This window comes from Mesorhizobium sp. CNPSo 4661, from assembly GCF_057784215.1.
Genome location: NZ_JBWGIO010000026.1, coordinates 29111 through 41892 on the forward strand (window position 1 = coordinate 29111; position 12782 = coordinate 41892).

At 63.7% G+C, this 12782-nt stretch carries 10 protein-coding genes; 3 read left to right on the top strand and 7 right to left on the bottom strand.

Annotated features, from left to right (window positions below; all coding sequences use genetic code 11):
- Positions 1-74 precede the first annotated feature (74 nt).
- Together AC0YKC_RS29645 and AC0YKC_RS29650 are read right to left on the bottom strand one after the other, a co-directional pair.
- Complete coding sequence (locus AC0YKC_RS29645; protein WP_488513615.1) at positions 75-1229, bottom strand: DmpA family aminopeptidase; 1155 nt, start codon at positions 1227-1229, stop codon at positions 75-77.
- 44 nt (positions 1230-1273) lie between these two features.
- Positions 1274-1876: a TetR/AcrR family transcriptional regulator gene (locus AC0YKC_RS29650; RefSeq protein WP_488513616.1), complete on the bottom strand. Its 603-nt coding sequence runs from the start codon at positions 1874-1876 to the stop codon at positions 1274-1276.
- A gap of 146 nt (positions 1877-2022) precedes the next feature.
- On the opposite strand from AC0YKC_RS29650, the gene AC0YKC_RS29655 reads away from it, so the two are divergent.
- Entirely contained in the window at positions 2023-3447 is a 1425-nt protein-coding gene (locus AC0YKC_RS29655; protein ID WP_488513617.1) for an APC family permease, read from the top strand.
- A gap of 150 nt (positions 3448-3597) precedes the next feature.
- Here the strand turns inward: AC0YKC_RS29655 and glnA are convergent, their stop codons facing one another.
- Both glnA and AC0YKC_RS29665 read right to left on the bottom strand, forming a co-directional pair.
- Complete coding sequence (gene glnA / locus AC0YKC_RS29660) at positions 3598-5007, bottom strand: type I glutamate--ammonia ligase (protein ID WP_320297955.1); 1410 nt, start codon at positions 5005-5007, stop codon at positions 3598-3600.
- 42 nt (positions 5008-5049) lie between these two features.
- Positions 5050-5388 carry a P-II family nitrogen regulator gene (locus tag AC0YKC_RS29665; RefSeq protein ID WP_018428041.1) on the bottom strand — a complete coding sequence of 113 codons (339 nt, stop codon included), beginning with the start codon at positions 5386-5388 and terminating at the stop codon, positions 5050-5052.
- Positions 5389-5738: 350 nt separating this feature from the next.
- Here AC0YKC_RS29665 and AC0YKC_RS29670 point away from each other — a divergent pair, with 350 nt between their 5' ends.
- Positions 5739-7256, top strand: a complete 1518-nt coding sequence (locus AC0YKC_RS29670; protein WP_488513630.1) for an NAD(P)H-hydrate dehydratase — start codon at positions 5739-5741, stop codon at positions 7254-7256.
- A gap of 73 nt (positions 7257-7329) precedes the next feature.
- Here AC0YKC_RS29670 and waaF read toward each other — a convergent pair whose 3' ends face one another.
- From waaF to AC0YKC_RS29685, 3 genes are read right to left on the bottom strand one after another with little or no spacing between them, the layout of a single operon-like run.
- The gene (gene waaF / locus AC0YKC_RS29675) at positions 7330-8355 is read right to left on the bottom strand and encodes a lipopolysaccharide heptosyltransferase II (protein ID WP_488513618.1); all 1026 of its coding nucleotides are present in this window, start codon (positions 8353-8355) and stop codon (positions 7330-7332) included.
- A gap of 54 nt (positions 8356-8409) precedes the next feature.
- Positions 8410-9351 carry a glycosyltransferase gene (locus tag AC0YKC_RS29680; RefSeq protein WP_488513619.1) on the bottom strand — a complete coding sequence of 314 codons (942 nt, stop codon included), beginning with the start codon at positions 9349-9351 and terminating at the stop codon, positions 8410-8412.
- A gap of 19 nt (positions 9352-9370) precedes the next feature.
- On the bottom strand, positions 9371-10903 hold the full coding sequence (locus AC0YKC_RS29685) for an acyl-CoA carboxylase subunit beta (RefSeq protein WP_320297952.1): 1533 nt from the start codon (positions 10901-10903) through the stop codon (positions 9371-9373).
- 391 nt (positions 10904-11294) lie between these two features.
- Here AC0YKC_RS29685 and AC0YKC_RS29690 point away from each other — a divergent pair, with 391 nt between their 5' ends.
- On the top strand, positions 11295-12734 hold the full coding sequence (locus AC0YKC_RS29690) for a DEAD/DEAH box helicase (RefSeq protein ID WP_488513620.1): 1440 nt from the start codon (positions 11295-11297) through the stop codon (positions 12732-12734).
- The last annotated feature ends 48 nt before the right edge of the window (positions 12735-12782 follow it).

The window sequence follows — 12782 nt, forward strand, 5'->3', positions numbered from 1 at the left end:
GAAAGGCCCCCGGCGTTCTCCGCCGAGGGCCTTTTGCATGGTAATTGCCGGCGAGAGAGCTCCGCCCGCTGCCGTCAGCCGGCAATCACACCACGCGATTTGAGCGCCGCCACCACCTTGGCATGCGGCAGGGCAGGCGTGCGGTTGCCGTCGCGGCCGACCATATCGGAGTTGGCGACCAGCGCGTTGAGCACCGCCTCCTCTGTCGCCTGCACCACGGCCGTGTAGAAATCGTCCATGCGGCCCCAGGGGATGAAATCCATGTGACTGTAGCTCTCCTCGCCTGGAGCGCCCTTGGGAAAGCGGCCATTGAGCGCATCCGGGTTGGCGGTCGACAAAGCGAGGAAGATGTCGCCGGAAAAATGCGAGCCGGCAGTGCCGGTGCGCGCCAGCCCGAGCGGCACCCGCCGCGCCAGCGCCTTGCACTGCCCAGGCAGCAGCGGCGCGTCGGTGGCGACGATGCCGATGCAGGAGCCGGCGCCCGTCGGTCTGCCGCTGAAATAGGCTTCCATCGGATTGTCGGCGGCAAGCTCGTGCCCAAGTGGAACGCCGGCGATGCTGATCTCCTGGCGCGAGCCGAAATTGGCCTGCAGGAAGACGCCGACCGTGTAGGCGCGGTGGCCATAATCGACGATCCGCGAAGCGCTGCCGGAGCCGCCCTTGAACGCGTAGCAGTTCATGCCAGTGCCGCCGCCGACCGATCCTTCCTCGATGGCGCCTGCGGCCGCGTTCTCGATCGCCTCGATCGCGTGGCCGACGGTGACATGCGAGCCGTTGATGTCGTTGAGATAGCCGTCCCAGGTTTCGGCCACCACTGGCAGCAGCCACTGGTTCGCCACCTCGGGCTTGTTGCGTGCCACCCAGTCGATGACGCCGCGATGGCAGGGGCCGACCGCATGCGTGTTGGTGATCAGGATCGGCATGGAGAGGCTCCCAGCCTCTTCCAGCCATGAAGCGCCGGTCATCTCGCCATTGCCGTTGAACGAATGATAGCCGGCAGCCAGAGCCGCACCGATGCCATCGCGGCCGAGCGGCAGGATAGCGGTAACGCCGGTGCGGACCGGCCCATGCCCGAGGCTGAGCTTGCCTTCACCTTTGATCAGCGTCGAATAGCCGACGAGCACGCCATCGACATCGGTGATGGCATTGGCAGGTCCCGGCGTGCCCGACAGCGGAATCCCGAGGCCGCGGGCGCGCGTCTTGCCGGCCGGCGTGGTGGTCGGTTCCATTCGTTGATCCATGGCTGAGAAATGCTCCGTTGATGAAAGCCGGCTCAGCGAAGGCTGCAGCCGGTCGCGAGTTCGGCGTAACCGGTGAGGATCGCCATCGCCGAGGCGTGGTCGACAGCCGGCACGACATTGACGAGGTGGAGGCCGAGCCCGTCCTCCAGGACGACGAGACCGCGGGCGATGACTTCGCTCGCCGCGTTCAGCTTGAAGACGCCGGTGGCAGCACCCGCCTCGAGGATGCCGACATAGATCGCCACCTGGCGCTCGAACAGCGTGATATGTCGGGCGGCGTAGCTGGCGTCCGAGCGCGAATAGGCGCCGAGCTCCAGCAGAAGCCGGCAAAGCTGGTCGTCCGGATCGGTCGGCAGGCCGCTGTCGAGCATCGTTTTCAGGCGCAGCCGGGGATCGGCGATTGCCGCGACTGCTGCGGCGCGCTGCGTGCAGAAGCGCTCGACCGCCTTCGTCTGCACGTCGTCCAGAAGCTCCTTGAGGCCGGGATAGTAATAGAGCAGGGCGCTCGAGCTCATGCCGGCCTCGTTGGCGACGTCGCGCAAGGTGACGCCGGCGAGGCCGCGTTTGGCTATCATCGATTCTGCTGCCGCGACCAGCGTCAGGCGGCGATCGGTCTGTGTCTTGGGTCTGCCCATTTCATTTCCCTGAATATGATTCAATAAAAACTGGCCTGTTGATTTTTGCAAGCCGGCATATCGCATATTTGTTGACGCTATGTGTGGACACAGATAGCTTACGCTACGGATAGTAATTTTTATCCAATTAAAAAAAGGGGAGGACGATGTCCACAAACGAAGCCACTACCGCGGCCGCCGACAAGGCCGCGCCTGGCGCCAAGGGTCTCGACCGGGCGCTGAACGCACTGGGCACGCTGATGATCGTGCTATCGGCGGTGACGCCGGCATCATCCGTCTTCATCATCGTGCCGGGCGTCATCGCGCTGGCCGGCACCGGCTCGTTCCTGAGTTTCGTGATCGCGGCGGTCATCGGCCTGTTCATGGCCTTCGTCTATGCCGAGCTTTCCTCGGCCTACCCGATGGCCGGCGGCGAATACACCATGATCGGCCGCACGCTCGGGCGCTTCTGGGGCTTCGTCACGCTGGTGCTGGTCTTCGTGTCGATCGTGCTCATCGTCGCCGTCATCGCGCTCGGCGTCGGCACCTATCTCGGCGTCCTCATTCCCAATCTCAGCCCGCAATGGGTGGGCGTGGTCACGATCATCCTGGCCGGCGCGGTCGCCGCCATGCGCATCAAGCTCAACGCCTTCGTCACCGGCATCTTCCTCGGCATCGAGATGCTGGCGCTGCTGATCCTCACCGGCCTTGGTTTCACCCATGTCGAGAGGCCGCTTTCCAGCCTGTTCAGCGCGCCGCAACTGCTCGACGCAACGACCAACACCCTGGTTCCGGCCTCGGCCGCCATCATCATGGCGTCCACCGCTGTCTCGCTGTTCGCCTATAATGGCTATGGCGCGGCCGCCTATTTCGGCGAGGAAACCCACGACGCCAAGCGCAACATCGGCAAGGTGGTGCTCTGGGCGCTGGTGATCACGGTCGCCGCCGAGCTCATCCCTCTGACCGCGGTGCTGCTCGGCGCGCCGGATCTCGTCGGCCTGCTCTCTGCACCCCAGAAGATCGAATATTTCCTCGAGGCGCGCGGCGGCCATTGGCTGACGGTGGCGATCAGCCTGGCGATTGCGGTGGCCATCTTCAACGCCGTCATCGCCATCATCCTGCAGGCGGCGCGGCTTCTGTTCAGCTCCGGCCGCGACAAGACCTGGATCGGGCCCATCAACAGCGCGGTCGCGTCCGTCCACGGCACCTACGCCTCGCCATGGATCGCCACCATCGTGGTGGTGGTGCTGGCCGCACTCGCCTGCTTCATCGATCTCAACCTGCTGCTCGTGGTCAGCGGCACGTCGCTGGTTGTGATCTACGCGCTGCTGTGCGTCGCCGTCTTCGCCGGCCGTCGCAGCGGCACCACCTCGGGCGGCCACTATCGCATGCCGTTCTTCCCGGTGCCGGCGATCCTCGCCTTCGTGGCGCTGGTCTACGTCGCCTATCAGAACTGGCTCGACGCCGCCTTCGGGCGCCCGAGCCTGATCGCGACGCTGGCGATCATGGCCGCCGCCGCGATCTATTTCCTGCTGTTCCTGGCGCGCCGCGCCAATTGGACGCTGCACGGACCCGACGAGCTTGCGGGATAGGCGTCAGCCCTCCGATGCCTGTCCGTGCGAGAACCCCGGCGAATGCCGGGGTTCTTTTTTGCCCTGAGGCGCCTGAGCCTATTTCCAAAATGAAAAGTCCCTGGAGGCGGTTTACCTCCAGGGACTTGATTTCAGCGTCCGATCAGAAACTTAGACCGAATAGTACATGTCGTACTCGACCGGATGCGGGGTCATTTCGAAGCGCATGACCTCGGCCATCTTGAGCTCGATATAGGAGTCGATCTGATCGTCGTCGAAGACGCCGCCGGCCTTCAGGAAGCCGCGGTCCTTGTCGAGGCTCTGCAGCGCTTCGCGCAGCGAGCCGCAGACGGTCGGGATCTTCTTCAGCTCCTTCGGCGGCAGATCATAGAGATCCTTGTCCATCGGCTGTCCCGGGTGGATCTTGTTCTTGATGCCGTCGAGGCCGGCCATCAGCATGGCGGCGAAGCCGAGATAGGGGTTCGCGCCCGGATCGGGGAAGCGGACCTCGACGCGCTTTGACTTCGGCGAGTTGCCGAACGGAATGCGGCAGGAAGCCGAACGGTTGCGCGCCGAATAAGCGAGCAGCACCGGCGCTTCGTAACCCGGCACCAGACGCTTGTAGGAGTTGGTGAGCGGGTTGGTGAAGGCGTTGATCGCCTTGGCGTGCTTGATGATGCCGCCGATATAATAGAGGCAGCTCTCCGACAGGCCGGCGTATTCGTTGCCGGCGAAGGTCGGCTTGCCGCCCTTCCAGATCGACTGGTGGACATGCATGCCCGAGCCGTTGTCGCCGAACACCGGCTTCGGCATGAAGGTGGCCGTCTTGCCGTAGGCGTTGGCGACCTGGTGCACGACATACTTGTAGATCAGCATCTTGTCGGCGTTGCGCACCAGCGTGTCGAACTTGATGCCGAGCTCGTGCTGGGCGGCGGCGACCTCATGGTGATGCTTTTCGACCCGCACGCCCATTTCGGCGAGCACAGTCAGCATTTCCGAACGCATGTCCTGGCAGGAGTCGATCGGCGGCACCGGGAAATAGCCGCCCTTGATGCGCGGACGGTGGCCGAGATTGCCGGTCTCGTAGTCGGTGTCGTCGTTGGAGGGCAGTTCGGTCGAGTCGAGGCGGAAACCGGTATTGTACGGGTCGGCCTTATACTTGACGTCGTCGAACACGAAGAACTCGGCTTCCGGGCCGACATAGATGGTGTCGCCAATGCCTTCCGACTTCATATAGGCCTCGGCCTTCTTGGCGGTGCCGCGCGGATCGCGGTTGTAGGCCTCGCCCGAGACCGGATCGAGGATGTCGCACAGGATGACCATGGTCGACTGGGCGAAGAACGGATCCATGTGGACGGTATCCGTGTCCGGCATCAGCACCATGTCGGACTCGTTGATCGCCTTCCAGCCGGCGATCGAGGAGCCGTCGAACATGACGCCGTCGGCGAACATGTCTTCCTCGACCTCGACGACATCCATCGTCACATGCTGCAGCTTGCCCCGCGGATCGGTGAAGCGCAGGTCGACGAATTTCACGTCGTTGTCTTTGATCTGCTTCATGATGTCTTTGGCTGTCGTCATGTCATTTCTTCCCTGTGTGATGACGTCTGGAATGGTTGAAGGTCAGATGGCGTCGATGCCGGTCTCGCCGGTACGGATGCGCACGACTTCCTCTATGTTGGAGACGAAGATTTTTCCATCGCCGATGCGGCCGGTCTGCGCCGCCTTGCGGATGGCCTCGATGGCGCCTTCCACGGCCTCGTCGCCGAGCACCACTTCGATCTTCACCTTGGGCAGGAAGTCGACGACATATTCGGCGCCGCGATAAAGCTCGGTATGCCCCTTCTGGCGGCCGAAACCCTTGGCTTCGGTGACGGTGATGCCTTGCAGTCCGGCCTCCTGAAGCGCTTCCTTCACTTCGTCCAGCTTGAATGGCTTGATGATCGCTTCGATCTTTTTCATGTAAAAAGTGGCCTCCACTGCCAAGAAGACGGGTTGTGTGCCCCGCTTGCGCCTCCATCAAGCACGAACCGTGCCAATCCTGAGGAGCGCAGGCGGCGAGGGGCGTTTTCGAGCCCATGCCGCATCCGGATGCAAAATAGCGTCATCCGCTGCATCGGATGCGTCATGGACGCCCAAACCCTATACATCGCTCCTCCTCACGTCTGCGCAAAAAATGGGCAGACAGCGCAATTTGCAGGCAGAAACCCCTCCCGGATGCGACCGCATGTGCAAGATAGTGCCGCGGTCGCGATGGTTTGCTTCGAACCGAAAACTGGACAATGCTTGATCGCATGAAGATCGGCAATCCCATGCGCAATGAACTTCTATCGCCGGCCGAAATGTCCGAGGCAGACCGGCTGGCAATCGCGGCCGGACCGCTCGACGGCTATGGATTGATGCAACGTGCCGGCGAGGCGGTCGCGGCGATCGTGCTGGCGCGCTATCCCGGCGCGATGAGGGTCCACGTGCTGTGCGGCCCCGGCAACAATGGCGGCGACGGTTATGTCGTGGCGCGCTTGCTGGCCGAGGCAGGCGTCGACGTGTCGCTGTGGGCATTGGGCGAACCGCGGACAGGCAGCGACGCCGCGCTTGCGGCGGCTGACTGCACACTGGAGCGGCATCCGCTTTCGGCTTTCGCCGCGGAAGCTGGCTCGCTGGTTGTCGACGCGATCTATGGCGCAGGTCTGTCGAAGCCGCTCTCCGGCGACGCCAAGGCTGCGGTCGACATCGTGACGGGGATGAACCTGCCGGTTGTCGCGATCGACCTGCCTTCGGGCGTTTCCGGCGAAAGCGGCGAAATCCTCGGCTCGGCATTTCGCCCGGTGCTCACGGTGACCTTCGCGCGAAAGAAGCCCGGGCACCTGCTTCTGCCTGGCCGCGAGCGATGCGGCGAGATCGTGTTGGCCGACATCGGCATTCGCGACGAAATCATCGACGAGGTTGCGCCACGGACTTTCGAGAACCGGCCTGGGCTCTGGATCGCAGCCTTTCCCGCGCCGGCCGTCGACGCGCACAAATACAAGCGCGGCCACACGAGCGTCTTTTCGGGCGGACCATCCGCGACGGGCGCGGCGCGCCTTTCGGCGCTTGCGGCAGCCCGAAGCGGGGCAGGGGCCGTCACCGTGCTCTCGCCTGCGAACGCCATGCACGTCAACGCGGCGCATCTGACCTCGATCATGCTGCGCAAGGTCGACGCGATCGAGGACGTCCACGACCTTATCGGCGATCGCCGGCCGTCGAGCTTCGTCCTCGGTCCCGGCTTCGGCATAGGTGACAAGGCACGCGATTTCACGCTCGCCATGCTCGCCAAAAACCGCCAGGACGGCGCTGTTGAGGGACTTGTGCTCGACGCCGACGGCATCACGTCTTTCCGCAACGCGACCGCGACACTGTTCGAGGCAGCCGGCAGGCCGGACGCGCCGGCGCTGATCATGACGCCGCATGAGGGCGAGTTCGGCAGGCTGTTTGCCGACATTGCCGCCGACACGGCGCTGTCGAAGCTGGCGAAGGCGCGCGAAGCCGCGCGGCGCGCCAGCGCCGTGATCGTCTATAAGGGCGCCGACAGCGTGATCGCTTCGCCGGACGGCCGCGCCGCGATCAACGGAAATGGCGCGCCATGGCTCGCCACCGCCGGCTCGGGCGACGTGTTGGCGGGCATCATTGCCGGACTTCTCGCGCAAGGCATGCCGGCCTTCGAAGCGGCATGCGCCGGGGTCTGGATCCATGCCGAGGCCGGCAGCCGTTTTGGACCGGGTTTGATTGCAGAAGACTTGCCTCTGGCGATTGTACCGGTTCTTCGCGAGCTGACCGGGAGCGCTGCCCGATGAAACGGCTGGCCATGTCCCGGCGGTTTGGCCGAGAAAGATGAAGCTGGTTTCGGTGCGGCCGCCGAAGAATAGGTCAGGGCTCCTGCCTGAGGCGCGGCTGCGTCACGGCGTCGGCCAAAGCCGCAAGAACGCGTTCCTCGCTGACACCGCGTGTATCCTGGACCCAGCTCGGCGTCGAAATTGGCGGCTCGAGATAACGCACATGGTCGTTCACCGGGCCGGTCTCATAGGACCGGTTCGATCCGAAGATAAGCACGCATGGCCCGCCCAATGCTGCGGCTGCATGGCAGAGCCCGCCATCGACGCCAAGGAAGACGGTCGAGGCGGCGATCTGGCACATGGCGTCGGTGATATCGGGCGTCGAGGTGAAATCGATCGCCTCCGGATGCGCAGCCCGGATCTGGGCGGCGGCCTCGCGTTCCCGCGGGCCGCCGATGAGCCAGACCGACCAGCCGCGCCGGGCATGATCCTTCGCTACCGAGATGAAACGCTCCGCCGGCCATGAACGGAAATTGGTGAAAGCCGAGGTGTAGAGCGCCAGCGCCGGCCTCGCCGGATCGATGCCTTGCCGGGCACGCCAATCCGAAAGCTCCTCAGCCGAAACCGTCATTTTCGGTGCAGGAAGCTGCATGCCGTCGGCAGGCTTCTCGCCCAGCATCGCGATCGCGCAGACTTGCTCGAACAATCTCGTCTTGCGCGGACCGAAAGCCACGAAACTCTTCAGCCAGCCGGTGGGCAGGCGGTTGATGATGCCGAACTGGAATTCCCGCGGATAGCCGATGCGCTCAGGTATGCCGGCCAGCCACGGCACAAGCGCTGCCTTGGTGCTGCTGGTGAGCATATAGGCTGCCTGGTAATTCTCCTTGCGAAGCTCACGCGCCAGACCTGCCCGTTCTTTCAGCCCGGGCCTCCAGTGTTTCTCGACGAGCCAGGTCTTGCGAATATTCGGCATCAGCCGCGCCAGCGGGGCGGCGAGTGGCGAAGTGGCGACGTCGATCGGATGCCCGGGAAACCTTTCGGCAAGGACCTGGATTGCCGAGTGGCAGCGGATGAAGTCACCGATCGCCGGCAAGCAGAAGACGAGGATGGGACGCAACAAGCGCTACCTTTTCGATCCGGAACAACCGCCAAAAGCGGACATGACGGTGATTTGTCACGGAAGCGCTTCGCCATCAAGGATGCGGGCATAGAGTTCCAGATAGGCCTTCGCCGTCTTCTCGATCGGGAACCTGTCGGCAGCCGACTGGCGGCATCGTTGTGCCGACAGACTTCCAATCTCGGCAAGACCGCGCCCGAACTCCTCGTCGCTCTCGAAGAAGCGGCCGGTATCGGCATCGACGGTCTCCACGAGCGCGCCGCGCGGTGTGGTGAGCACGGGCGTGCCGCACAGCATGGCCTCGACCTGCGCCATGCCGAACGGCTCCTCCCAGGAGATCGGGTTGAGGAATGCCTTCGATTCACCCAGCAGGCGCAACTTATCCTGGCCATCGACCATGCCGTGAAAGCGATACCGAGCCGAAAGGCTCTTGAAGAAGACGCCTTCGCGGCGGGTTTTGCTGCGGCCAAGCAGCTTCCAGCGCGACCCGCCGGCGATATCGAGCGTGAAGTCGAATTTCTTCGCCAAGTCCACCGCCCGGTTCAGCCCCTTTCCGGCGCGCGCGATGGCCGCCATGAAGAAGAGGTGGTCGTTCTTCGAGGGCGCCAGCCGGTAGGCGTCGACCGGAAACCCGTTATAGACGAAGGTTTTGCGCCCATGCAGTTCGGCATGGCGGGCGCTGAGGAAGTTCCAGTTGGACTGCGGCCGCGGATAGTCCGGAAGATGGCCGTGTTCGGTGTTGAGTGTCGGGAAGGGGACTTCGACCTTCCAGGCATGGAGGTTGACGATCTCGGTATCCTGCGGGATCGCAGCCCGGCATTCGGCGTCGCTGACCGCATGCCGCACTTCGCACATCGGATGCGACGATCCCGGCGCGGCAATCAGGACGACGTGGTGTCCGAGCCTGACCAGTTCGGTGACCAGCCATTCGACCTGGCGCTGCGTTCCGCCATAGCCCTTGGCCGGAATCAGGCTCTGGGCTGCAAGGGTTATCCGCATTTCTTGTCGGTGCAGCTTGTCACAGCGGGATGTTGTCGTGCTTCTTCCAGGGGTTCTGCATGTCCTTGTTGCGCAACATGCGCAACGCCCGCGCGATACGGCGCCGGGTCGAATGCGGCATGATCACCTCGTCGACATAGCCGCGTTCGGCGGCGACGAACGGCGACAGGAAGCGATCCTCGTAAGTCTTTGTATGGGCAGCAATTTTCTCAGGATCGCCGATATCCTTGCGATAGATGATCTCGACCGCGCCCCGGGCGCCCATCACCGCGATCTGCGCCGTCGGCCAGGCATAGTTCATGTCGCCGCGCAGGTGCTTCGACGCCATCACGTCATAGGCGCCGCCATAGGCCTTGCGGGTGATGACGGTGATCTTCGGCACGGTCGCCTCGGCATAGGCAAAGAGCAGCTTGGCGCCATGCTTGATCAGCCCGCCATATTCCTGCGCGGTGCCCGGCAGGAAACCCGGCACGTCGACGAAGGTGACGATCGGAATCGAAAAACAATCGCAGAAGCGCACGAAGCGCGCCGCCTTGCGGCTGGCGTCGGAATCGAGCACGCCCGCCAGCACCATCGGCTGGTTGGCGACGAAGCCCACCGTGCGGCCCTCGACACGGCCGAAGCCAGTGACGATGTTCTTGGCAAAACTCTGCTGGATCTCGAAGAAATCGCCTTCGTCGGCGACCTTCAGGATCAGCTCCTTGATGTCATAAGGTTTGTTGGCATTGTCCGGGATCAACCGGTCGAGTGACATGTCGTGATCCGTGACCGACTGGTAGCACTCGATCTCGGGAATCTCGGCCGTGTTGGATGCCGGCAACAAATCGACCAGCCGGCGCATCTGCAGAAGCGCCTCGACGTCGTTGTCATAGGCGCCATCGGCGATGGAAGATTTGGTGGTGTGGACGGACGCGCCGCCGAGGCTTTCGGCGGTCACCGTCTCGTTGGTCACCGTCTTCACCACGTCCGGCCCGGTGACGAACATGTAGGAGGTGTCGCGCACCATGAAGATGAAATCGGTCATGGCGGGCGAGTAGACGTCGCCGCCGGCGCAGGGGCCCATGATCAGCGAAATCTGCGGGATGACGCCGGAGGCGAGCACGTTGCGCTGGAAAATCTCGGCGTAGCCACCGAGCGCCGCCACGCCTTCCTGGATGCGCGCGCCGCCGGCATCGTAGAGGCCGATGATCGGCGCGCGATTGCGCAGCGCCATCTCCTGGACCTTGATGACCTTTTCGGCATGCGCCTCCGACAGCGAGCCGCCGAACACGGTGAAATCCTTGGCGAAGATATAGACCGGGCGCCCGTTGACGGTGCCCCAGCCGGTGACGACGCCGTCGCCGGCGATCTTGGTCTTCTCCATGCCGAAATCGGTCGACCGGTGCTCGACATACATGTCGAACTCCTCGAACGAGCCCTCGTCGAGGAATATCTCGATACGCTCGCGCGCGGTGAGCTTGCCCTTCTTGTGCTGCGCCTCGATGCGGTCCTTGCCGCCGCCCATGCGGGCAATCTCGCGGCGGCGCTCGAGTTCCTTCAGCACGTCTTTCATCGCCGGTCCCCAAAACGGATAAGTGATGTGTGGTAATGGCGGGGGCAGGGCAGCGCAAGCACCCTTGTTTTGCTGCATTGCAACATGACGCCCTTGCATTTCACAGCGAACTGGGCCATATGCGGCGGTATAGGCGCTTGGGCCGGGATATCCGGCCTTCTCGACGAATGAGACTGGTTGCGTCTGTTTTCCCTCTTTCCGGCAAATCGGCCCAGGTCGATCGGCAAGCTGGCGAAAAAGCCCCGTGGCATGATGCCTGCGGGCACGACAGCGCAGCCGCGCGGACAATCATGTCCGCCGCCTTGTCGTTCCATGACAATTTATTCGACGGCAGGTTGCGCCCTGCCGGCATCGATGTTTGCGGCCAGAAGCCGCGTGAAAGAAGATTATTTTGACCAACGAAAACAATGCGGAACTGAACGGTTTCGCGGCACTTGGAATATCGGGTGCGCTGCTCAAGGCGACCCACGCGGCCGGCTTCACTGATCCGAAGCCGATCCAGACGCAGGCGATCCCGCCTCAGATGGAGGGCCGTGACATTTTCGGCATCGCCCAGACCGGCTCGGGCAAGACAGCGGCCTTTGCACTGCCGATCCTGTCGAAGATCATCGGCCTCGGCACCAAGCGCCGGCCGAAGACGGCGCGTGCGTTGATTCTGGCGCCGACCCGCGAGCTCGCCGTGCAGATCGAGGACACCATCAAGATCTTGGCCAAGGGCGCGCATGTCTCGACCGCGCTGGTGCTTGGCGGCGTCTCGCGCTTCAGCCAGGTCAAGAAGGTTGCCCCCGGCGTCGACATTCTGATCGCCACGCCCGGCCGCCTGACCGACCTGGTGCGCGAGGGCGACCTCATCCTCGCCGACACCAAATGGCTGGTGCTGGACGAAGGCGACCGCATGCTCGACATGGGCTTCATCAACGACGTCAAGCGCATTGCCAAGGCGACCGCGCCGGACCGCCAGACGGTGCTGTTCTCGGCGACCATGCCGAACGAAATCGCTGAACTGGCAAAGGGCCTGCTGAAGAATCCGATCCGCGTCGAAGTCGCGCCGCAGAGCACGGCGGCGGCCGAGATCGTGCAGAGCCTGATCCTTGCCCGCACCAAGCAGAAGCGCCAGGTACTGTCCAAGATGCTCGCGGACGAGGCGATGAAGTCCGTCATCATCTTTTCGCGCACCAAGCACGGCGCCGACCGGGTGACCAAGGACCTCGATCGCGACGGCTTCAAGGCTGCCGTGATCCATGGCAACAAATCGCAGAATGCCCGTCAGAAGGCGCTCAATGATTTCCGCGACGGCTCGGTTCGCATCCTGGTCGCGACCGATATCGCGGCGCGCGGCATCGACGTGCCCGGCATCAGCCATGTCGTGAATTTCGACCTGCCGGACGAAGCGGAAAGCTATGTCCATCGCATCGGCCGCACCGGCCGCAACGGCAGGGACGGTATTGCGATCACGCTGTGCGATCCCTCGGAAAACGCCAAGTTGCGGCAGGTCGAGCGCATCATCCGCATGAAGCTGCCGGTCGTCGCAGACCATCTCGGCAGCCCGGATCCGCAGCGCGACCCCAGGGAAAAGACCGATCGTCATTTCGAACCGGCCAACGACCGCGAGCATCACGGCGCCCGTCGCGATGGCCGCCGCCCCGGCAACGGTGGCGACAACAAGCGCTTCGGCGGCAAGCCGCAGGGCGAGCGCGCTCCGAAGCCGCATGGCGAACGCCCGGCTGCCGCCAAGCCGAATGGCTCGAGCAAGCCTGACGGCTTCAAGCGCTTCAAGGGCAACAACAAGCGCCGCTTCGGTGGCAAGCGTCCGGCGACCCGGGCTGCTTGAGCCCAGCAGGACCACAGGAACAGAAACGGCCGGAGCATCGCTCCGGCC